The organism is Oceanobacillus halotolerans, assembly GCF_010993955.1.
Classification (GTDB): domain Bacteria; phylum Bacillota; class Bacilli; order Bacillales; family Amphibacillaceae; genus Oceanibacillus_A; species Oceanibacillus_A halotolerans.
Genome location: NZ_WIXL01000007.1, coordinates 18,071 through 39,931, shown reverse-complemented (window position 1 = coordinate 39,931; position 21,861 = coordinate 18,071). Strand labels below are relative to the sequence as shown.

Annotated in this window: 19 protein-coding genes; 3 read left to right on the top strand and 16 right to left on the bottom strand. The window is 38.0% G+C overall.

All coding sequences use genetic code 11. From position 1 onward, the window contains the following. Positions 1 to 162 precede the first annotated feature (162 nt). From GHC26_RS09775 to GHC26_RS09755, 5 genes are all read right to left on the bottom strand, one after another. Complete coding sequence (locus GHC26_RS09775; RefSeq protein WP_163971084.1) at positions 163 to 1,149, bottom strand: acrylyl-CoA reductase family protein; 987 nt, start codon at positions 1,147 to 1,149, stop codon at positions 163 to 165. A gap of 350 nt (positions 1,150 to 1,499) precedes the next feature. Continuing rightward, the gene (locus GHC26_RS09770) at positions 1,500 to 3,176 is read right to left on the bottom strand and encodes a UvrD-helicase domain-containing protein (protein WP_163971083.1); all 1,677 of its coding nucleotides are present in this window, start codon (positions 3,174 to 3,176) and stop codon (positions 1,500 to 1,502) included. Then, the gene (locus GHC26_RS09765) at positions 3,154 to 5,694 is read right to left on the bottom strand and encodes a hypothetical protein (RefSeq protein ID WP_163971082.1); all 2,541 of its coding nucleotides are present in this window, start codon (positions 5,692 to 5,694) and stop codon (positions 3,154 to 3,156) included. Before GHC26_RS09765 ends, GHC26_RS09770 begins: the two co-directional genes overlap by 23 nt. Next, a complete protein-coding gene (locus tag GHC26_RS09760; protein ID WP_163971081.1) occupies positions 5,651 to 8,047 on the bottom strand; it encodes a UvrD-helicase domain-containing protein in 2,397 nt (798 codons plus the stop codon). The genes GHC26_RS09765 and GHC26_RS09760 overlap by 44 nt, the downstream gene beginning before the upstream one ends. A gap of 360 nt (positions 8,048 to 8,407) precedes the next feature. Then, entirely contained in the window at positions 8,408 to 8,992 is a 585-nt protein-coding gene (locus tag GHC26_RS09755) for a TetR/AcrR family transcriptional regulator (RefSeq protein ID WP_163971080.1), read from the bottom strand. 160 nt (positions 8,993 to 9,152) lie between these two features. On the opposite strand from GHC26_RS09755, the gene GHC26_RS09750 reads away from it, so the two are divergent. Next, complete coding sequence (locus tag GHC26_RS09750) at positions 9,153 to 10,202, top strand: 2,3-butanediol dehydrogenase (RefSeq protein WP_163971190.1); 1,050 nt, start codon at positions 9,153 to 9,155, stop codon at positions 10,200 to 10,202. A 402-nt stretch (positions 10,203 to 10,604) separates the two neighbouring features. Here the strand turns inward: GHC26_RS09750 and GHC26_RS09745 are convergent, their stop codons facing one another. The 5 genes from GHC26_RS09745 to GHC26_RS09730 form a co-directional block, all read right to left on the bottom strand. After that, positions 10,605 to 10,949, bottom strand: a complete 345-nt coding sequence (locus tag GHC26_RS09745) for a hypothetical protein (RefSeq protein WP_163971079.1) — start codon at positions 10,947 to 10,949, stop codon at positions 10,605 to 10,607. 86 nt (positions 10,950 to 11,035) lie between these two features. After that, entirely contained in the window at positions 11,036 to 11,464 is a 429-nt protein-coding gene (gene fosM / locus GHC26_RS09740) for a FosM family fosfomycin resistance protein (RefSeq protein ID WP_404821781.1), read from the bottom strand. After that, complete coding sequence (locus GHC26_RS09735; protein WP_163971077.1) at positions 11,461 to 11,781, bottom strand: MGMT family protein; 321 nt, start codon at positions 11,779 to 11,781, stop codon at positions 11,461 to 11,463. Before GHC26_RS09735 ends, fosM begins: the two co-directional genes overlap by 4 nt. Before the next feature lie 74 nt (positions 11,782 to 11,855). Then, positions 11,856 to 11,978 carry a hypothetical protein gene (locus GHC26_RS16075; protein WP_264175957.1) on the bottom strand — a complete coding sequence of 41 codons (123 nt, stop codon included), beginning with the start codon at positions 11,976 to 11,978 and terminating at the stop codon, positions 11,856 to 11,858. 1,156 nt (positions 11,979 to 13,134) lie between these two features. After that, the gene (locus GHC26_RS09730; protein ID WP_226376911.1) at positions 13,135 to 13,320 is read right to left on the bottom strand and encodes a hypothetical protein; all 186 of its coding nucleotides are present in this window, start codon (positions 13,318 to 13,320) and stop codon (positions 13,135 to 13,137) included. 226 nt (positions 13,321 to 13,546) lie between these two features. Between GHC26_RS09730 and GHC26_RS09725 the strand changes: the two genes are divergently transcribed. Beyond that, positions 13,547 to 14,629, top strand: coding sequence for an SDR family oxidoreductase (locus GHC26_RS09725; protein WP_163971076.1), 1,083 nt, complete (start codon positions 13,547 to 13,549; stop codon positions 14,627 to 14,629). 627 nt (positions 14,630 to 15,256) lie between these two features. Here GHC26_RS09725 and GHC26_RS09720 read toward each other — a convergent pair. The 5 genes from GHC26_RS09720 to GHC26_RS09700 form a co-directional block, all read right to left on the bottom strand. Beyond that, the gene (locus GHC26_RS09720) at positions 15,257 to 16,774 is read right to left on the bottom strand and encodes an AbgT family transporter (RefSeq protein ID WP_163971075.1); all 1,518 of its coding nucleotides are present in this window, start codon (positions 16,772 to 16,774) and stop codon (positions 15,257 to 15,259) included. A 1,160-nt stretch (positions 16,775 to 17,934) separates the two neighbouring features. Then, positions 17,935 to 19,200, bottom strand: a complete 1,266-nt coding sequence (gene dnaB, locus GHC26_RS09715; protein WP_163971074.1) for a replicative DNA helicase — start codon at positions 19,198 to 19,200, stop codon at positions 17,935 to 17,937. After that, positions 19,190 to 19,522 carry a replicative helicase loader/inhibitor gene (locus tag GHC26_RS09710; RefSeq protein WP_163971073.1) on the bottom strand — a complete coding sequence of 111 codons (333 nt, stop codon included), beginning with the start codon at positions 19,520 to 19,522 and terminating at the stop codon, positions 19,190 to 19,192. The genes dnaB and GHC26_RS09710 overlap by 11 nt, the downstream gene beginning before the upstream one ends. Then, positions 19,519 to 20,223: a DnaD domain-containing protein gene (locus GHC26_RS09705; RefSeq protein ID WP_163971072.1), complete on the bottom strand. Its 705-nt coding sequence runs from the start codon at positions 20,221 to 20,223 to the stop codon at positions 19,519 to 19,521. The genes GHC26_RS09710 and GHC26_RS09705 overlap by 4 nt, the downstream gene beginning before the upstream one ends. An 11-nt stretch (positions 20,224 to 20,234) precedes the next feature. After that, positions 20,235 to 20,417 (bottom strand): helix-turn-helix domain-containing protein, encoded by a 183-nt coding sequence (locus tag GHC26_RS09700; RefSeq protein WP_163971071.1) that lies wholly within the window; start codon positions 20,415 to 20,417, stop codon positions 20,235 to 20,237. 271 nt (positions 20,418 to 20,688) lie between these two features. On the opposite strand from GHC26_RS09700, the gene GHC26_RS09695 reads away from it, so the two are divergent. Next, positions 20,689 to 21,258, top strand: coding sequence for a ribonuclease H family protein (locus tag GHC26_RS09695; protein ID WP_163971070.1), 570 nt, complete (start codon positions 20,689 to 20,691; stop codon positions 21,256 to 21,258). Positions 21,259 to 21,275: 17 nt separating this feature from the next. Here GHC26_RS09695 and GHC26_RS09690 read toward each other — a convergent pair whose 3' ends face one another. Further along, positions 21,276 to 21,851 carry a hypothetical protein gene (locus tag GHC26_RS09690; protein ID WP_163971069.1) on the bottom strand — a complete coding sequence of 192 codons (576 nt, stop codon included), beginning with the start codon at positions 21,849 to 21,851 and terminating at the stop codon, positions 21,276 to 21,278. Between the last annotated feature and the right edge of the window lie 10 nt (positions 21,852 to 21,861).

Genomic DNA, 21,861 nt, shown 5'->3' with positions numbered 1-21,861 from the left:
TCTTATAACTTATTATTATCCTTAGGTACTTTTTATGTTGGGGTAACAATGTTTTAGGAAGTACTTCAATCAATGGGGGTTTTCCTTCATCCCCCACTGATTGTTAGTTGAACGAATCAAACATTTACTTTAGGTTAACCCTGCACTATGCACTACATCACCCTACAGTTTAACAATCGTTCTGCCACGTACTTTTCCATTGACAATATTAGCTAGAACGTCTGGAAGCTCCGCTAATGAGACTTCTCTTACCATATCCTCATGTAACATAGTAGGTTTCAAATCATCACCTAGACGACTCCACGCTTTTAAACGCTGATCCATTGGGTATTGCACAGAATCAATCCCAAGCCAGTTGATACTTCTTGAAATAAATGGAACAACCGTTGTGGAAACCTCTACCCCACCAGTTAACCCACATGTTGCGACAGATCCACCATATTGTAAGGTGCTTAGAATGTATTGAAGTGTTTTTCCGCCTACTGGGTCGATTGCTGCTGCCCATTTTTCTTCCCGAATGGGTAGCTGATCTGTATCTTGTACTTCGTTCCGTTGAATCACTTGTTTGGCTCCTAAGCCTGTTAAATAATCCGCTTCATTGGATTTACCTGTACTAGCGACAACGTCATACCCTTTCATAGCTAATATATTGACCGAAATACTGCCGACTCCACCTGTAGCACCTGCTACCAAAACAGGCCCTTTTTGAGGTTCTAATCCATTCATCTCCAGCTTTTCCACAGATAACGCTGCCGTTAATCCAGCTGTTCCAAGGATCATTGCTTCTTTTAGTGATAATCCTTTTGGTAGTGGGACAACCCAGTCTGCAGGTACGCGCGCTATTTCACTAAATCCACCAAAATGTCCAGTGCCTAATTGATAGCTTGTGACAATAACTTCATCACCTGTTTTAAATTGTTTATCTGTTGAGTCAATGACTGTTCCAGCTAAATCAATTCCTGGTACTAACGGATAGGATTCGACTAACTGATTATGGATGGCTACGATGCCGTCTTTATAGTTCACACTAGAATAGGCGACACGTATAGTTACTTCCCCTTCCGGCAAGTCAGCAGTGGTCAATTGCTTCACTTCTAACGTCGTTTGATCATCCACTTTATCTAGCACCAATGCTTGAAATGTGTCCATGCTGTTATCATCTCCTTTAAAAAACGATTCCTTGACCTGAAATAACATCTGTACCCATTATTATAAACACTCTTAAATCTTATTCCTACTAAAGTGAAACTTCAATCAGTGGGGTTTCCTTTCCTCTCCCACTGATTGTTAGTTGAACGAATCGGACATTTACGGGCAGTTTGAACCCCACTTATCTCTCTTGGATCTCCTAAGAAATCTTGAAGTGGGGGGCTTACTGCCAGTTACATGCGGGATAAATAGCACAAATCCCGATTAAAATGAAGGATTGCTTGCAACATGTTGCACAAACAAAAAGCCATGAATAAAAATTCATGACTTTATACATTATAAGATCTCCACTATTTCTTATCACTATATTTCCGTTTTCCAAAATTACTTTTATAATCCTTGCTACGGAAGTCTCTTACAAATGGACTTATTCTTAGTTGTTTTGGCGCTACATAAAAAATATTCAATTCATGTCTAGCACGAGAGCATGCAACATAGAGTAGTTTCTTTTCATCATTTAAGATAGCATCATAGTCATTTTCATAGTTTTTATCAAAAGTTTTTGCTCCACCATATTTATCATTTAATTCCTCGATTCGCTGTTGGGATGGATAGTGCTCCCTATCAAAATGAAGGATAAAAACGTAATCGAATTCCAACCCTTTAATTTCAAAGGGATCTGTAAAGAATATTGGCTTTTTACGCTTATTGTAATCAAATTTCTTACCATATTGATCAACATCGATCACATGAAATTCACGGTGTAATTTGCTTAGTAGACTATCTTCTTGGTTTAACTCATTCTTTGTATAACGGTGGATGACAGCAATCGTTTTTTCTTTATGCGTCTCATGTATTGCTTTAATTCGCTTTACTAATGCTTGAAACATCGTATCGTTTTTCTTATAATGCATGATATTTGGTGGATCCCCTTCACGAAAGAAATCTTGATCATCCTCCCGTACATTTTCCACATCATCAAATTGTAGAGAGCTAGCTAGATTCATGATTTGCTTGGTAGATCGGAAGTTTTTTGAAAGCTTTTGATTTTTCCGAGCTGTAATCTGCAAATTTAACTCTCGATAGGAAACAGGTGTCCGTTTATAAATCCGCTGTTTATCATCCCCAACTAATGTGATACTATTATTCGTTAGCTCTACTAGACTTTTAATTTGCATCGGCTGTAGGTCTTGAAATTCGTCAACGAAAATATGATCATATTGAAACGGGGCATTCGGACGGTTATTTAATTCGTTTAAAAGCAGGAGTGCATAATCCTCCATATCATACTGTGGTACTTGAAAGTTCGTCAGCATAAACGCATTATACAGCTCAAATAGATAAAATATCGTTGGACGCTGCTTCCGATTTACGCTAGGACTATTTCCACGTCCAGTCCGTTCCTTCTCAAAATATTTTTCCTTCGTAATGAGGCCGTTCGCTTTCATCCAGAAGAACTCTTCTCGTAGGAATTGAGCAGTATGGGTTTTAAATAGCTTCTCCATCTGTTCATATTCTTCCGATTGCTCAAACCCCGCTAAAACAGCCTCTAGTCTGGCATCAATTAATGATTCATGTGCTGCCACCCTTTCCTTTGTCATTCGAATTCTTTTCATTTCGGGGTAGCCACATTCCTTCATTAATATGGAGCGAACTAAATCATGATAGGTGCGAATATCCACGTGATGTTTTTCTTTCAATTTGTTATAGGTTTCAGATTGACACAAGCGTTTGACCGTATCCTGAATTAACGTTTCATTGAAGGTGACGTATAAAATCCGTTGTGGTTTGTTGCTTTGTTCCATTACTTTAATCAGACGATAAGCCAGCATCAAACTTTTCCCACTACCTGCTGAACCTCTAATGATTAGTTGTTTTTCATTGGATTGAACAACTTGTTTTTGTTGATTAGTTGGTTCAATACCTGGAATTAAACCGTCTATCGAAAAATAGTTCTTCCATTTCTTGGCAAATCGTCTGCTAAAAGTCTCTAGTTCTTCCGCTTTATTCCTGACTGATGTTGTCAATGGCATACATCCCCTCACTGCAGTTTTGTAAATGTGGACACATTTTACAATGGTTACCTGGCTCTGCTTTCACCTTATATCGCGACACATTTTCCTGAAACTGCTTTAGAACATCTGCATCCTTGAATGCGGTATTTTTACGATAACGGTTACGCGCTTTTGTTCGCCGATTCTCTTGATACACACTACGTAACAATTGAATTCGATTCATTTCTTTTGGATAGGTAACATTTTCGAATTCCTTATATATTCGCAATTGAGCTGGATATTCTGTATCAATTAGGTTTTCTTTTTTACTATAGGTCCAATGCGGAAACAATGGATAAATTAGGCTTCTAAATTCCGCTCGTTCATCAGCTGAGATCGAAAACAGTTTTCCTATTTTACTAAATAAGAACTGTTGATGAAACACATCTTCATAAACTGGCTGTTGCTCAATCAGGGTCGTTAGGAAAAACTTCTTCGCGCAAAAATCATGATCTAACCAAAATAATGCAGGGATTTTTCCTTTTAGCTCTTGAACAGCTGATGCTTGAGTTAGTTCACTACTTGGGATCGTTCCTTCTTTTTCCTGTTCAACTGATTCTTCTACTTGATAAGAAATGATTTCCCCTTGTTGGTACAAATCAGCGATAATATCTAAATAAATATTACGAAAATCATCAGCCTGCAAATGCTTGATCCAACTGAAACGAATAGGTCCTTGATAGGAAGAGATAACATGATACATTTGATAGGTTCCTAGCTTATCAAAATACTCACCAACAGTGTAATCAACCCATAGGGCATGTAACAATCTATTTGTGGACCAACTACTCCCCAAACTTTCCGTAATCAATTGTTTCAATTCCTGATGGCTAAAAAAGTCGGTAATCGTTGCATGATAACTTTCTGGAAAATTCATTAACGTTAAGTTCGTAATATGGAGAGTTTTCGCTTCTTCTTCTTCCATAATACTTGCTTGTAAGGTAGGCATCGAATAAATAGTCGTGTTCGTATTATCCATATAATTCGATACCGTTAAATAGATAACAGACAATAGCTCTTGGATTGGAAATACCCACTCTGCTGGGTGCTGTGGGGTGAAAACCTTTTTCCAAAAGGTATAAACATCCTTTTCCCACGAATCTTCATAGCGGTCCATTATCGAATTCCAACGCTGTAAATAGTCATTAACAGGCATCGTTTCGCCCTCATTCATCACCAAATACTGGCAAAGCTTTTCCGTTTGTTCCACAAGCTCGATTAGCTGATTTATCGTTACTTGATACCTTCCTTGTTGAAGAAAAGCAAAGGCTCGAAATGGATTTAAGAGATAGCGTTTCATTCTACTCTTTCCTGCATCTTGCATATTTTCCTGATCAAAGGTTTTACTGACTATATCTAGATCACTAAGCTGCTGCAAACGAGTCTTTACATCCTGAATGGACTCTACCCCGCTCATATACTCTTCTAAGTCCTTCAATAAGGCTAATGCATCTTTTCCACTTACCGCACGAGTGGACACCCATTCACTTGTTATGAGTTCCATTAGATGATCATAGCTCACAAAAATGGTGTCATCTTGCTTCTGGCAAAACTGTAAATAGTAGATAAATTTCCCATACCCATTTTCAAATGGTTCTGCTATCACATTCGAAACAATTCGATTAATATCATCTGGATGAACTGCGGTGATTTTATCGTTCGTTGTTTGATAAAAGTCTGCAAAATCCCGTGGTGACTCAAACTCCATGACCATAACATCTTTACGATCCGCGTGATCCATCAATATATTCTCATTAAACGCAGCAAATCGGTGGCCAAATGAGGGCATCTCTTTAGAATGTGCGATTTCATCTATATCTTGTCTTGTTACCACTTGATAAACCGATTTCCAAAACTGATAAACTTGTGGAAAAGAGGCATTATATGGAATGCAAAATTCCACTTCAAACCCCTTCGCCTGCAGCCAATGCACTAGATTCATCCGCCCAAAGTTTAAATACTCAATTTGATAGAAAGCAATTTTGTGTATCGTACTATCCCCACAAAGAAGTTTAGCAATCTCGTTTCTTGTTAGTGTTTGCTTTTGGTAATGAAAGTGTTCGATGATATCATCTTTTAATAATGCATTGACTAAGGCAATAATTTCGGATTGTCTTTCGGATTGACCTTGGAACTGTATCGCTTTCCGACCAAGGTCTGCCATGGCGTATACCGTGTTCATTATAGATGGGATCCGGTTTAGTAGATAGGTCTCATGTTGATAGTTTCCCGTTTGAATTAATTTTCTTATTTCTGATTGAAAGTAGATTTCCGTTAAACCTGTACGATAACCACGAAAAAGCTGATCTATCACTTCATCCATACTAAGCGCTTTCAGCTGATACCGTTTTCTTACATTCCTTGTGATTTCTGATGTCCCAAATACATGAATGCCATCAGTTGATCCTGTTTGTTCTCCTAAAATCCGATTTAAAGATGTATAGGTTTTAAGGTTGAACAATGGTTTCGCTTCTTTGATAGCCTCTTGCATATAAATCACCCCAGCTTCTAATCGTGTGGCTGTTCACTTGTTCTGGTGCATCAATATAGACTCCTTTTCGTGCTCTTGTTAACGCAACATAAAAAAGCCTTGCTTCTTCGCCAATATTTTCAACCTTTTCTTCAGATCGGAATTGTTGATAGGCATCATTTGAGAATATTTTCCCTTTTTCAATAAACGTTTTATACCCAACCTTATCCTCATCCATGATGACATCGGTTTTTGCAAACTTATCAAATGTATTTTTCGTGTATGGAAGGAACACATAATCAAACTCAAGTCCTTTTGCTTTATGAACCGTCATGATTGTCAAACGATCCATCTCGTTATCCTCAACAAATAGCTTCGACTCACTTCGATCTGTATTCATTTTTAAACGCAGGACTTTTTCAAGCTTGGGTAAGGTTGGAACCGTATCCTTTAATTCATTTTTCAACATATAGAACAGGTGATCAAGATTCAGTTGATACTCCTTTTTCATGACTTCCAGTTGAGGTCCTCTAATAGCTTCTTTGTAAAGGTGCTTTCTATCCCGTTCAAACCGTTGTGCATAGTTTTGTGCTGGTTGTACTTCTTCAATAACATCAGCTAACACCTCAAACACAGGACGTTTCGTCAATTCTCCTTGATAGTGATGATAGATCATATCTACCTTTTCTAACATTGGTTGGATATACTGCTTGTCATCAGAAAAATGTTCCAATATCTGGTTCACTTCAATGGAGCGTTCTCCATAGGAAGATAGATGTAAGGCATATCGATTTTTCCAAACAGTTGGATGGGTAAATCGGCGAATAAGCATATAGAACTCCCTGACTGGAAGTGATCGAAAGAAATCGCCATCCTTATCAGCAGTATAGTAAATTTTATTTTCATCACATATTGCTGCCAATTGGTTTACTTCCCGATTGGAACGTACAAGAATAGCGGTGTTTGTATTCTCTATACGCTTTAGAAACTGGGTAAATGCCGCATTTGTGGAAAAGTTTTTATGGATCACTGGATTTTCTAATTCCTGTTCTGGCTCAAATCCAGCTAATAATTTGTCCTCTTCTTCAAACCGAAATGTGGACACAACCCCGGGCCAAGTAGCAAATAGTTGATTGAAAGAATCGAGTAACGGCCGATCTGTCCGATAATTATGTTGAAGATAATACGTTTGGTCGATAGTTGTTTGGTTTTTCAACTGATCAAATGCTGTATAATCTGCTCCACGAAATCTGTAAATACTCTGCTTCACATCTCCCACAACAAATAAGTGAACTGGATAGCGATTAGCTAAATAGGCAAAGAATTTCGTTTGCATCTGATCTGTGTCTTGAAATTCATCCACAAAAATATAACGAAATGGCAATTCTTTGTCACTCTCTATGGCCATCAATTTATCTAACTCAATGATTAAATCATTGACATCAAAAAAGTCTTCCTGCTTTTTGTATTCGGTTAGCCTTTTACTTGTTTCTTTGACCAGGTAGGAATATAAACGATGCGAATCATCTGATGAACTACCAAAGTTTATTTGATCGATCTTCTCACTAGACAATGCTAAGTTGCCCATTTGATCGATGAGTGTTTCCACCGCGCTAATAATTTTATATTGCTCTATATATTTAAATTTACGAAATAGCTCTGGTTCAAGCTCCTGAAAGTCATCAATAACCTCTTCAATAATCTTTTTCCTGCGATAGCGAAATTGACTAATCCTCAACTGTGATTGACTAAATAACTCTTCTTGAAAATGTTCAAACATACTATAAGCAAACGAATGAATCGTTCCTATTTTCATATTTCGAATTTCCTGTAGCCACTGTAAATAGGTAACATCTTTTGTTAACTGAAAATAACCTTTCGTTCGCTGAATTAACTTTTCACGCATATTAGCCGCTGCCTTATTCGTAAAGGTAACTAGGCCAATATCAGAAAACAATAGATCAGAATCGATATGTTTTAAGAAAAAGATACGATTTATCATGACGGTCGTTTTCCCTGTACCTGCACCTGCAGATATCATTAAGTTTGACTGTAATGCCGCGTGCTCAATGATGTATTGCTCTTTATTGAAAAATGGGGTTTGTTCTGACAATTCCTGTAAAACATATTGTGGCACCTTGCCATCAAAATACGAAAACTCCTCATCCTGCCAATCATTCGTAAACATAGTTTCATAGGCAAATAGAAATTGATCCTGCTTTGCCTTAGCTAATAAATCATTTTCATAAAGTTGTTCTACTGGGTCAAAGGTAAAGTAAAATACTTTTACCCCTTGTTTTAGTAGATTTGTTAATTGATTGATCGTCTGTTCATTAATATCGGACTGAAAGGCAAGAACGGAATAATGATTCATCATATACCACCTCGGAAGCACTTATGAAAGGCTTTTTGGTAAATTCTTTTATACGAACAAGTATCTTACTATATATTAACAGAAATATAAAAAAAGGGTTAGAAGGAATTATTGGATATGGATCCTCTGGATGAAGGTTTCATAGAAATAGAATGGGGAATTAGTCAATCTCTTTTAGAAAAACTCGCATTCGCTCGTCTTTTAGCGAAGGTGTTAGTTTTTCTTATACTTGGAACGCAAAAAATTATAGCTACGTCGAGTCCACTTCTTAGCTAAAATTTTATACTTTCCTAACGTACAAACAAAAAACAGCACAAAACACTTGGAATCCAAGCGTGTTTATACTGCCTCTAAACTGTATCACATTCTTCTAAGATTGTTAATTTTTGTATTAGAAAGGATTGTTAACTGCTTCATCATATAGGTTGCTGGATATTTAAATTTACTTTTAATCCAATAGAGAAGTAGCCCTAAGGTTGCATTTGTTTGGTAATGTAAAAACATATCATAGTTTACCTCTCCAAAAGTAGATTCTGTTTCAATGAAAATATCTTTTGAGAAGATGTCGTAAAATAACGCTTCTAAGTTAGCCTTAAAATCGTTATGCCCAACATATAAAGCATGAAAGATCTTCTTGTTTTGTTCGATATATGCAAATATTCGTTCTGTTGTCGGTGTTAGGGTATCGGTTTGAATCTTAGCTTTTTGCACAAAGGGGCCTATGATCGCTTCTTTTAAACCTTCTAAGGCATCATACAGTATTTCCTCAAGAAATTCGGTTTTATTGGAGTAATGTGCATAAAAGGTAGCTCTATTCAAATCGGCAAATTGGGTAATCATCGATACCGTGATTTCTTTTTCCGAGTACTGCTCCATTAATTCAATATAGGCATTTTTTAATGCAGATCTAGTCTTTCTTATTCGTCTGTCTATTTTTTGATCCATGACTGCATCTCCTAATAAAAGATATTCTACATTATTATTATAACTGTTGTTTAAACCCCACATAAACTATTTGTGTTTACCAGATTTTCCATGACCAATGTTACATTAAAAGTGTACCTATTCATCTATTCTTTAAGGGGGTTAAATGATGAGTGATAAAATGAAAGCTGCCGTTTGGCACGGACAAAAAGATGTTCGTGTAGAAGACAGAGACGTTAAAACAGTAAATGAAAATGATGTAAAAGTGAAAGTAAGCTGGTCTGGTATTTGTGGTACAGACTTGCACGAATACGAAATCGGTCCTCTATTAATACAAAATGAAACTCCAAATGAGCTTACAGGTGAAAAAGCACCACTTGTACTAGGCCATGAATTTTCAGGTATTGTAGAAGAAGTAGGAAGTAATGTAACGAAAGTGAAAAAAGGTGACAGAGTTGCGGTCAATCCTGTTGTAACATCAGGAAAGCATTCCGCTGAAACAGATCGTTATTATGAATTCTATTCTGCTGGATTGCATACAGATGGGTCCTTTGCTGAATATGTTGTATCACCAGAAGGAAATATTGTGCCAATTCCAGATGACCTTCCATTAGATAGAGCAGCACTTGTCGAACCATTATCTGTAGCTGCACAAGCAATTAAAGAAGGCGAAGTGAAACAAGGCGATACAGTAGCAATCTTTGGTTGTGGTCCAATTGGATTATTCGCTATCGTAGCTGCAAAAGCGGCAGGCGCAAAAGAAATCTTTGCCTTCGATTTATCAGATGAACGCCTAGAAAAAGCAAAAGAAGTTGGTGCAACAATTACACTTAACACCAAAGATACAGATGCCGTATCCTTCATCAAGGAAAAATATCCTGAAGGTGTAGATGCAAGCTTTGAAGTTGCAGGAGTAAAACCAACGTTTGATTCAGCAATAACAGCAACAAAACCAAAAGGGAATATGGTTGTAATCGCCATTCATGCTAGGGATTTTGAATTTAACCCAATTTCACTAATGACATCAGGCGTTAAACTATCTTCTTCCCTAGGTTATGAACACGAAACCTTTAAAAAGTCTATTGATATTTTAATGGACGAGAACGTTAACGTTAGTCCGATCATGACCAAAAAAGTGGAACTTGATGATATCGTGGAAGAAGGTTTCCATTCATTGTCAAACGATCTTAACCAAGCAAAAATCTTAGTAAAATTAAGTGGCGAATTGTAATAAGGACTTTCCATCCTTATATGCTGTTCCGTGATCAACAGTGCTAATAAAGTGACACTTCAATTTACGGGCAGTTTGATCCCCCACTTATCTTTCTTGGATCTCCGAAATCTTGAAGTGGAGGGCTTACTGCCCGTTATATGCGGGATAAATGGCGTTTCCTCTTAATATGAGGAAATGCCATTTTATTCATGTAATTGAGGTTCACTGAAGGATATTGGCCATTGCACCTAATACGTCCCTTGGATGAAGTTAGCCAAAAGGTGAGTAACATCACAAAAAACATCTTTAAATGGCTGGGGAAGTAGAAAGTATAGTAAAATCCACTCCTCCACTTCTTTATTCATGTATAATTTTAATTTCGTCATTTATACGTTCCAATTTAGGATCGATTGTGTTCACTTATTTTGGAAGCAATCGAAATACGCCAATGATAATATAAGCAAAAAATCCAAGAAATAGTAATAATTTGATAAACGGATTACCTACAAACGAACTGATCAAAATAATGGTTATCAAGATCATAACGAGCATGGATGAAAACTTGGTTAAACGAATGGCTGTATCCGTAAACTCAGGTTCTTCTTTATATCGCCACCTCTGAAGAAATAACATGCTTTCTCTCGGGTACAAATAAGACCAAATGGATACCGCATATAAAAGAATCAACATGAAAGTCAACAAAATCCTATCTCCGAGCGACGGTCCTCCAATAATGTTCGTTAACAGCAATAAACAAAGCTCCAACAACGCCCCTCCTTAGAAAATACAACAATTATCTTATCTATATATACGTTTTAGGCACTAAATCGTTTCCATTTTAGCTGCATCCTTCAATCAAAAAATTCCATATGGGGTTTTCCCTGTTTATAATAATCCAATCTATCCTGCAATGTACCCGTGTGAAATTCAAATTTATGGCCGTCTGGATCTGTAAAATAAATGGATTTCTTATCCTTTTGGTGTCTTTTGCGACCTGGCAGTATATTTACTTTCAACTGTATTAACTTATCGTACATCTTATCGAAATCTTCTTCATTAATGGAAAAGGCAATATGCGTGTAGGATTGGTTTATCTCCGTACGAGGAATATCTTTTTCCACATTAAGTGCTAGCCACATACCGTTTAAATCAAAATATGCTGTGTTTCTCCCTTTTACTAACAATTTAGCATCCAATACATGTTGGTAAAACGCAATTGACTTTTCTAAATCAGAAACAGAAAATAATAGATGATTAAGGCCTTTGATTGACAATCTCATCCCTCCTTAGCTAACGGATTCCATTGGTATTTCTCCAAATCAATCGATCCTTGCTGACTGACTTCTATACCTTCCATTTGCAAATTGATGATCTGCTCATGATATAGCTCATCATTTTTCAGTGCGATCTGTCCTTTTGCATTCACGATTCTATGCCATGGCAGGTGATGTTTCTTACTCATAGAATGAAGAATCCTTACAACTTGACGGGCAGCTCTCGGACTCCCAGCAAACCTTGCAATCTGTCCATACGTCATCACCTTCCCCTCAGGAATAGACCGAATAATAGTAAGGACCTCCTTTGTAAAAGGTGCCACGATGCATTCCTCCTAAACTATTTATAAAACATTTATTATTTAAGAAAGGCGCATGTTACTCCGAGCTATACCTATTAGTAACTACTATCATGAGTTCTATTTAATCTTCTTACCTCTTGCTCTAAATAATCTAATCGCCTATGAATTTTATAAATGATAGGAAGATATGCGATTACAACAATGATTACCCACCCCATTACATCCCCCCTTTCTGATTTAAAAGAACCAGAATAGGCGATACGGCGTTTACCCTGACACACTCGCCATACTACATAATATAAATTTTCTTCTAGTTACCAAACTAGGGTTTTCAGGCAATTCCAGTCTTAATTCACTTTTGTCTTTCCTTCTGTTCCAAATATCTGTCTATTAGCATTTTAGCCTAACCATTGCCCATGGTAAGCCATAACGCCTAAAATTGCTCCAACTACAGCACCAACTAAAACACTTATCACAGTGGATGTTTCAAGACTTTTGCGATTCTCCTCCAACAGACCCCCCTCCTTCCTAAGAAACGGGTTATGTCTGCTATAGATTATTTACAATCCATATCGCAAGCTGGCACCCCTTAACTTAGTAGAAAACCTTAATCATCAAGGTCGCTATCTAAAAAGGAATTGCTTTTTTCTTCTTTTTTAATATCTAATTTTCTTTTATTCCGCTAACTCTTGTAAAATCTTTCTTGTGTTCAGCCATCCAGTAATAGATCCGATGATGGCATGATGAGAATTATCATTATTAAAATTGCCTCGATCCATATCACTCCCCTTAAAATATTAGGTAGTGCGTTGTGGAGCCACAAAGAATTGCGTCATGCTCAAATGGTATATTCAGTTTATCAGAATTTGAATATTCAGAAAATAACTAAAGTAAAAGTTTTAGCATAATGCCTCGCTAATACGTATCTTTTAACAGCAGGATACAATGTAGCTCAGGTGGGGGTTGCTTATACGTTTTTGTAGGTTTCTTGAACTCGTTGGGTACAGCTAGGTCTGCTCTGTTATCTTATTACATCCTTCCCTACCAGTTTGGGCACTGATAAGCTCCATCTGTCTCCATCTGTTACCTTATTGCTACTTTCCAGACCAGTTTGGGCACTGACAAGTGTGCTCTCTTACCTTATGGCAAATCCACTGAGTAGTTTGGTCACTGAGAAACGGTCTCCTTCCTTTTGCCGTTTGCCAAACGAATGAAGTCGATGACAACCGTCAATGGCGTAGATAAAAATACGACATGTCTTTCTCTATTCCAGTAAATGATACCTCTTCGCCGTTCACTGCCAGCGTGGTTGACTTTTCGAATTAACAAAACCGCTTATATTGTAAGTGCAAATAACTTAGGGTCAACCCCATTTCACCCTCGCTTTATATCAAAAATTCCTATCGTTCCGCAAATCAATACACCTAATCCTAAAACGCTTGTTAGAATCCAATTATTTCCCCAGGTTATAATTGCACTACACAAACAACTTAACGCAATAACTAATGCTCCATATTTCGCTTGCCATTTTCCTAATTTTGAATTTTTCTCATCACTCAAAATAATAAACCTCCAATTCTACCAATATACAAATATTTCCCTGTTCTATAAATCATTATTATTATTTTATACAATGGAGCTACTTAAGTAAATCTCTTACAACAACAAATTATCCCTTTCGATTTAATCCAAAGCAAAATCTGCATTATATTTAATTTCAGTTAAATACTATATGAAGGAAAAAATATTGACTGCGTGTAGCACAGAATGAAGGAGGCAAAATAAGATGGGCCGAAAACAAGACCTCGAAGTAGTAGGTTTAGATAAAGCCAAACAGCGACAGCTTACCGAAAACAGCAAAGGCAGACTAAAGGAATTAACAAATCAAGTCATAGTGATTACCGGTGCATCCAGTGGTATTGGTCTTACCACAGCAAGAATGGCTGCAGCTAAAGGAGCAAAAGTGGTTGCTGCAGCCAGAAATGAAGAAGCACTAAAGCAGTTAGTAAAAGAACTTGAAAGTAAAGGGCATACCGCCACATATGTTAAAGCAGACGTTGGGCGTGAAGAAGATGTATATAAAATTGCCGAAGTGGCTACTCAGGAATTCGGCCGTTTTGATACATGGGTGAACAATGCAGGGGTCTCCATCTATGGACATGCAATGGATGTTAGTATTTCAGACATGAAACGAATGTTTGACACAAACTTTTGGAGTGTAGTGTATGGCTCAAAAGTGGCGGTGAAGCATTTTAAAGATAGAGGTGTACCAGGTAGCTTAATCAATGTTGGAAGTCTTTTTGGCGGTCGAGGAACTGTCATTCAATCAACCTATGCCGCAGCGAAATTTGCGGTACACGGGTGGACAGAAAGTATTCGAATGGAGTTAGAAAAGGAACAAGCACCTGTTTCTGTTACACTGATCCATCCAGGCAGAATCGATACACCATACAACGAACATGCTAGAAGTTACTTAACCAAACAACCATCACACGGGGGTATGGTTTATCCGCCTAAGGAGGTTGCCGAAGCTATTCTTTTCGCAGCAGAAAACCCGAAAAGGGATATGTATATAGGTGGGCAGGCCAAAGCTTTTGAATTGCTTGGTACACTTTTTCCACGGTTAATAGACCGAATCATCGAAGGCTATATGTACCCCACTCAACATGACAATAGACCTTCTAAACCAGCTGAAGAAAGTGCTTTACACCATGCTGGATATGGCATGCACGAAAGAGGGACGAATGTTGGCTGGATTCGTTCAGGGAGTATGTATGTAAGTGCTCAAAAGTACCCCATTATCTCAACCATAGCAGCAGTTGGATTAGGAGCTATTGCAGTAGGAATGGTAAGAAGAAAAAAGAAATAGATGAAGCTGTTAAATCATTAGAAAAACTCGCATTCGCTCATCCTTTAGCGAATGTGTTTAGTTTTTCTTATACTTGGGACATTAAAATTTTGGCCACGTCGAGTCCACTTCTTAGCTAAAATTTTATACTTTCCTAACGTGTTAGAAAAACTCGCATTCGCTCGTCCTTTAGCGAATGTGTTTAGTTTTTCTTATACTTGGGACATTAAAATTTTGGCCACGTCGAGTCCACTTCTTAGCTAAAACTTTATACTTTCCTAACGTGAGAATAAAGGCAGTAGGGAAACTTAATCCCAACTGCCTTTGTTTAAAGGTAATAAAGTATAAAAAATTGGTGTTATAACTCTTTAAGATAGGAAAGGGCACGTCCAGCTTCGAGTGATTGACATCCTAGTGCCGATAGACATAGGGACGCCCGAGTTTTCATCGGCCAGCACCTACCCCCTCGAGGTCATAAGTCAATCCTCATTACGCGCAAAAAGCACCCACGACGAGACTTGGCTTATGCTTGGCAGATAAGAAAACCTTCTTACTACATAAGTGCAACTAAGGCTTTTGCCACTTAGCGACAAGCCAAGTTTTCTAATCGGGGGTGATCAAGGCGCTTCTAGCTTTTGTTCACTTCCATTACATATGCGGATAAATTCCTGGTCCGAATGGAATTCCAGTAAAGTAGAAGATTAGAATCAAGATAATCCATACTGCTAGGAATCCAAGACTATACGGAAGCATTAGTGAAATATAGGTTCCGATACTAGCATTTTTATCATAGCGTTTCATAAATGCTAGGATAATAACCATATACGGGAATAAAGGCGTAATGATGTTTGTTGATGAATCGGCAACACGATAAGCAACCTGTGTAAAGGCTGGATTATACCCGAGTTGCATAAACATCGGTACAAAAACCGGAGCTTCTAACGCCCATTTTGCAGATCCAGACGTAATTAAGAAGTTCATTAAAGCTGTGAATATAATATATCCGATAATTAATCCCATACCAGTGAACTCAATATCTTTCAAGAAGTCTGCACCATTAACAGCTACCCATGTTCCAAGATTAGACCAGTTAAAGTATGCAACGAATTGCGCAATCGCAAATACTAACACAATATAACTAGCCATATCTTTCATGGACTCGGCCATATAGTCACTAACATCTTTACCTGACTTGATTTTTCCAACAGTAATACCAAATGCTACCCCAATAATGACAAACAGAATTAAAATGATTGGCACAATTCCATCTAAAAATGGAGAAGGAACAATTCCACCATCTTCATTGGTTAGTGGACTATTTGGTAAAAAGATCACAACAACTATTGCTGCAATGTATAACAACCCTGCAATAACCGCATTTCTAAATCCTTTCCCTGCATTAGGAAGTTCTTCGGTATCTTCTTCATCAAGTTCAACCGCGTCCCCTTTATATTTTCCCAACCTTGGTTCAATAAACTTAGATGTAATGAGACCACCAACTATAGTCAGGACAAATACAGAAACTATATTAAAATACCAGTTATCAAGCGGTGTGACAGTTATGGAGTCATCAAGAATGGCAGCTGCTTCTGTTGAAATACCCGAAAGCAACGCATCCGTACCAGCAATAAATATGTTCGCCGTGAAACCAGCTCCAGCACCAGCAAACCCAGCAGATAAACCAGCAAGCGGGTGACGCCCAAGCTTATAGAAAACCATTGCAGCTAGTGGTGGAATTAATACTACCGCTGCATCTGAAGCCAAATTCCCTAACATACCGATAAACACAACAGAGTACGTCACTAAAAATGGTGGTGAATTTAAGATAGTCTTCCGAATTGTGTAATCCAATAGCCCAACTTTTTCAGCAAGGCCAATACCTAACATCATGGCCAATACTAAGCCCAGTGGAGCAAAGCCAGTAAAGTTGTCGAGCATGGATGTCAAAATAAATTGGACACCTTCACCAGAGAGTAAGTTCTTCACTACTAACTCTTCCCCTGTTCCAGGGTGGACGACAGAAGCGTTAAACATATTAAAAATGGCTGAAATAATAATCATGAGTACAGCTAATCCAATAAATAAGATAAACGGATCTGGCAGTTTATTTCCTACCCTTTCAACAAGGTCTAGAAATCTCTGAAACAAACCTTTTTTCTCTTTCATCGTATCCCTCACTTTTCTTTAATTTTTTCTTAGAATAATGGCTCTAATTTAACATCGTAGTGCTTGTAGGTTATCATATTATTGAGAATATGATTTATGTATAAATTTTTCAGATAATTTAATCCCGCACGACACATTAATTAATTTGGTTCGGCTACATAAAACGTATTTATCTTCTATCCTGGTCGTCCAGCATCATAGATGAATATAAAAGCGGCTTCAGTCCATGGGATATTCCAGAGCATGATACATCCCAGTTCATCAAGTTTACAACATTTTTGATTAATAAGTTTCCAATCTAGTTTTGAGATGTGCATTAATTAACATCTATTCAAATATGTGCACTTTTTATCATAGATCCATACCTACTGTTCTACTACTCATCCCCCTCTTTCTCATTTAAAGGTTATGACTATTGTAGGGGTTTTCCTGAATTTTCCCTTTTCCCCTAAAATAATGATACTAAATTTTAAAAAAATTGTCTATATCTTGAATAAATTGTAGAAAAAATCTTTTTAGGGGCTGTTTTCTAAAAGATTGTTGCTTCTCCAAGTATAAATCTTAATGAATAGTTGAAAGATTATGCGCAGTAACTAGAATATGTACATTACTTCACTTCGGAAAAACACTACGCTTTCACCAGGGACATAAGTACGACATCTGTTCAAACTATTCGTTTTCACAGTGTCTTCTTTACCGCGGGGGAGTGGTGAGCCTCCTCGGGCTATCGCCCTGTGGGTTCTCACCGATCTCCTACTTCCGTAAGAGTTTCCGTGTTTTTCCTACGCTAGTTTTGCTATTCTATTTCTTATTAATATCATCTTTGATACTAATACATAGTTGTTTGGTACGTAGGACAGTCGAGTCCTGCAGGAATAGCACGCGTCCGAAGACCCCACAAGAAGCGGTCTTTGCTTCTGAGGAGGCTGAGGCCGTGCCTGCGGAAAGCGACTGTCCGAAGTGGAAAGCAACGGCGTTAATTTATTGCGCTTTATATAGATGTTGCGACGGATAAATTAACAAAGAATACGAAAAGTATAAACATATTGCGTACCTGTTCCTTTACACTGCTTTCTTGCTCGGTCTTGCACTGACAGGTCTTTTCGATCAGGTTCTTCTCACCCCAGTTCTTGGCACTGATAGAAGCTCTCCAAAACTACTCATGTTTTTACTGATCCAAACTTTCCGTACTCTTTCAGAAATTCCATTCTTACAGTCCCAGTTGGTCCGTTCCGCTGTTTTCCAATAATCACTTCCATTGTCTCTCCTGCCTGAGACCCACGTTTATAGTAATCATCCCGGTACAAAAAGGAAATCACATCGGCATCCTGCTCAATATTTCCAGAATCTCGGAGGTCCGACATCATAGGTCGTTTATCATGTCTCGTTTCCACACCTCGTGATAATTGGGACAATAAGATGATCGGTATATTCAGTTCGATTGCCAGTAATTTCAGCTCTCTTGTGATTTCGCCGATCTCTAAATCTCTTCTGTCCCGTCTCATAGCTGGACTGATTAACTGCAAATAATCAATAATGGCAACGTGATTTTCACCAGGATGTTCATGAACCATTTTTCGGATGGCTGCTCGAATTTCCATTATGGTTCGCTTTTGATCAAAAAACGTTAACCCCCAGCCAGAAATCTCCCCAATCGCATGCATTGCATTGCTGTAATCTGTCGTTGAAAAAGTCATATTCCGCCATTTTTGACTGTTAATTAGCCCTTCTGCCGAAATGAGCCGCTGCAATAGCTGTTTCGTTGCCATTTCCAAACTGAATACTACTGATCTACCACCATTTTTGCAATGACCAGCAGCCAAATTTAAGGCAAAAGCCGTCTTTCCAACAGAAGGTCTTGCCGCAACAATAATTAATTCTCCTCGCTGCAAGCCACCTGTCATCGCATCCAGTTCTTCGTATGTTGTCAAAAATCCAGTCACCCCCTCAGTTGGAAAACACATTTCATCCGTGATTTCCAGCAAATAATCATACGTCGATTTCCCTACATTATCACTAGCAATCTTTTGAAATTCCTGCAATTCACGGATCAGTACTTCCAAGCCATGGTCATCCGGATTGTCCGCATAATGCAATACACGAGTTCTGGTTTCTCGGTTTCGATACGCATCTAACATCAATCGTTCATAGTGCTTCAGGCTTGCGGTAGATGCGACGGACTCCACCATTTTCAGTAGATAGACCGTCCCACCTACTTGCTGAATGGCTTGTCCAAGATGCGTCGTCACTACAACCATATCGATGAACTCTCCCTTTTCTACTGCTAGTTTCATGGACTGATAGATTTTTCGATGCTCGGCATAATAGAAATGCTCCTCTTGTACACGTAGCTCATGAAAAAGCGTTCCATCCAGAATCACCGATCCAAGTACCGCTGCTTCCGCTTCAAAGTTATCAAGCTTCATAACCGGACTTCTCTTTCACGAGCTGATGCAATTCCTCTCGAAAACGCATCTTCGTCTCTTCAGGTACACTAGCTGCTTCCTGTCGCCATGCATCGATCTTGGTTAAATAGATATTTTCCTCTGGCGGATAGGCAGCAATATCAGCGATTGTCGGTGCAAAGGTATTTCTCTCCACATAGGCCGATAGATTTCCCATTACCACCCGATAATCCATCTGTTCCAGTTGTGGAATCAACATGTTCAGCTTTCGCTTAGTGACTTCAAATTTCGGATACATCTCTTTTACTGTTTCCAAAATATCAATGGCCTCCTCACGCTTCACATGCCTTCCCTCCTGACCTCATCAAATAATGCTTTTGCGCGATCTTCCTCTTTTCGGGGAAATGGGATTGTATTATGTACGTGTGTTGATTGTTCCTTCAGATATACCTCCACTTCCTCTACGGTGGTGAGCTTATTGGCGACCCATTCCTGCAATATTTTCTCTAGGTACCTAAACGTTCTAGCACCATGCTTGGCTGCGTGCTTCACAGCAGTCATGGGACCTCCCAGTTTAGACCTCCATATCAAAAATTCATCTTTTGCGAATGGAGTCAGCGTACCAATGTATTTTTCATACAAATGAAAGGGATTTTCCACGCGTCCTCCTCTTCTTCTTTCCTCTTTCTCTCTTTCTTTCTGTATAGTCAACGATTCGTCAACAGATGGGTACACCAATTGGTCTACAGATAAGTCAACTGAGAGTACCAATGACACCATTTGATACACAGGTGCACGTCCTTTTTTCCCTTTTTCGTAACGGATTAAGTTATGTTCTAACAATTTTTTGCGTGCTTGTACTAAACCTTGCTTGGATAAACCTGTTAAAGACTGGACAACTGGATTTGCTGCATTAAATCTACTCTTCCAACCAACCGAATTGTTTATAGACATCAACGTGTACCATAACGCAATGGCACTGGTGGATATTTCGATTAATAGCAGCCAATCCTTGAATGCAGTCATTTCTTGCTCATAATTCATTCCGACTCCCCCTAATTTAGACTCTCTTTCTCCTGTTCGTGTAACCATAGATTGATCGCATCCTCCGTAAACAAAATTCGATTTTTAAGTTTGATATGAGGGATTTGTTTAAGCTTTACCATAGAATAAACTGTATCCGTATGCACCCCCAAATAATTTGCGACTTCTTTTACTGATAATGTTTGTCGTTCCATCACATGTGCCTCCTTTAGTCTTTTATTTCCGATGAAAACGGAAATAATCACCTTTCACCCTACTAATCGAAAAAAAGTTGGATTAGGTGGCATCTTTTTAAAAATTTTTTCAATAAACGTATAGAGATGAAATCGTTTAACATTAATCGTATCGATTGCAATATAGGAACATTTGTTCTATAATGGTTGTGAACCTGAATTTTATTTCGAATGATGATGATAGCTGATTGATCAGAAGTCTTGGACTAAATTTCATTGTTGGGGTGTTCACATGTATGGGAAAGGGAATGTTAGAAGAGTAGGGAATCAGAAAAATTTTTGGGGAAGAAAAGCAAAAAAGATTTCTAGCGAATTAAAAGAATTCGTTTACGAGCAATACTTTAGTATGAACTCTTTGTTCGTATATTGTGATGCTTCCATGCATAAAAAAGGTATCCAAATGGCTACTGCATGTTCATTCGTGAAAGATGGATCTGTTATTGTCGAGAGTAGTTGGATTTACCCGCCAGCAGCATGTTATAGGAAAAATGTATATGGTGAATTACAAGCCATCCTATATGCCTTATTACATGTCAATAAACATATGGGTAATCCGTGTGATAACATAACGATTTATTCTGATGTCAACAACATTAAAGGCATCCTCGAAGGTACTACTACGTTCAAAAAGAATCATGCCTTACAGCAGATCCAAAAAGATCTACAACATACATACAAAACGATTTCTGCTTCACACCCTCAAATTAACTTATCAATTGAATATTTAACGGTTGATAAAAAAATGTACAACCCTTTTGCGAAAAGTGCACATAACGCTGCAAAAAAATTAATACAGTTTTAATATATTTGGAGTACTCCCTAACTCTCCTGAATCACTTTCGCACGCACCTTTGAACCTATAACAGATTCTATAATTCGGTTCAGTATGATTGCTTTCTTCTGTTTCGGATTCACATAAACATCTAATATTTTAGCAAATCGTATTAGATCCTTTTTCGTTATCAGAAGTGGATGATTTGTTAAAAACTGCTTTGCTTCCTCTACACTTTTTAGTTGCTGAAACGTTTCTTTGATCTTCTCGAGCTCACTTTCGTCTTTTTCCTGTACTGATTCCGTATTTTCAATTTGAAAGTGTGATGCGATCTTTTTAAAGAGTACCTTTTTCGTATCCCTCTTGTTTAAAGCTATATCATAGACTTCACAGAATGCGATTATCTCTTTTTTGACCATTCCACGACATGCTCGTTCTACTTCTTGGATAGACTTACTGTTACGGATGGATGTTTCCAGATGTTGATACCCTATCGGCTGACTGTTTGACCTATAGGCAATCGTAGCATTCCCATTCACTAGGTTTTCCATTTGCTCCTTGCTCAAGTCGTTTATAAATTCTGATATAATTTGAAATAAAGCCTGTGTTTCCGTTTTTGACATTCTGCTTCAC

Excerpts from the sequence above, each read along its gene's own strand:
- GHC26_RS09720 (WP_163971075.1), bottom strand. The coding sequence starts at position 16,774 with ATGAAAGAGAAAAAAGGTTTGTTTCAGAGATTTCTAGACCTTGTTGAA.
- dnaB (WP_163971074.1), bottom strand. The coding sequence starts at position 19,200 with ATGAAGCTTGATAACTTTGAAGCGGAAGCAGCGGTACTTGGATCGGTG.
- GHC26_RS09690 (WP_163971069.1), bottom strand. The coding sequence starts at position 21,851 with ATGTCAAAAACGGAAACACAGGCTTTATTTCAAATTATATCAGAATTT.
- GHC26_RS16075 (WP_264175957.1), bottom strand. The coding sequence starts at position 11,978 with ATGGGGTGGGTAATCATTGTTGTAATCGCATATCTTCCTATCATTTAT.
- GHC26_RS09705 (WP_163971072.1), bottom strand. The coding sequence starts at position 20,223 with ATGAATTATGAGCAAGAAATGACTGCATTCAAGGATTGGCTGCTATTA.
- GHC26_RS09700 (WP_163971071.1), bottom strand. The coding sequence starts at position 20,417 with ATGGAACGACAAACATTATCAGTAAAAGAAGTCGCAAATTATTTGGGG.
- GHC26_RS09760 (WP_163971081.1), bottom strand. The coding sequence starts at position 8,047 with ATGAATCATTATTCCGTTCTTGCCTTTCAGTCCGATATTAATGAACAG.
- GHC26_RS09725 (WP_163971076.1), top strand. The coding sequence starts at position 13,547 with ATGGGCCGAAAACAAGACCTCGAAGTAGTAGGTTTAGATAAAGCCAAA.
- GHC26_RS09750 (WP_163971190.1), top strand. The coding sequence starts at position 9,153 with ATGAAAGCTGCCGTTTGGCACGGACAAAAAGATGTTCGTGTAGAAGAC.
- GHC26_RS09695 (WP_163971070.1), top strand. The coding sequence starts at position 20,689 with ATGTATGGGAAAGGGAATGTTAGAAGAGTAGGGAATCAGAAAAATTTT.
- GHC26_RS09775 (WP_163971084.1), bottom strand. The coding sequence starts at position 1,149 with ATGGACACATTTCAAGCATTGGTGCTAGATAAAGTGGATGATCAAACG.
- fosM (WP_404821781.1), bottom strand. The coding sequence starts at position 11,464 with ATGAGATTGTCAATCAAAGGCCTTAATCATCTATTATTTTCTGTTTCT.
- GHC26_RS09755 (WP_163971080.1), bottom strand. The coding sequence starts at position 8,992 with ATGGATCAAAAAATAGACAGACGAATAAGAAAGACTAGATCTGCATTA.
- GHC26_RS09765 (WP_163971082.1), bottom strand. The coding sequence starts at position 5,694 with ATGCAAGAGGCTATCAAAGAAGCGAAACCATTGTTCAACCTTAAAACC.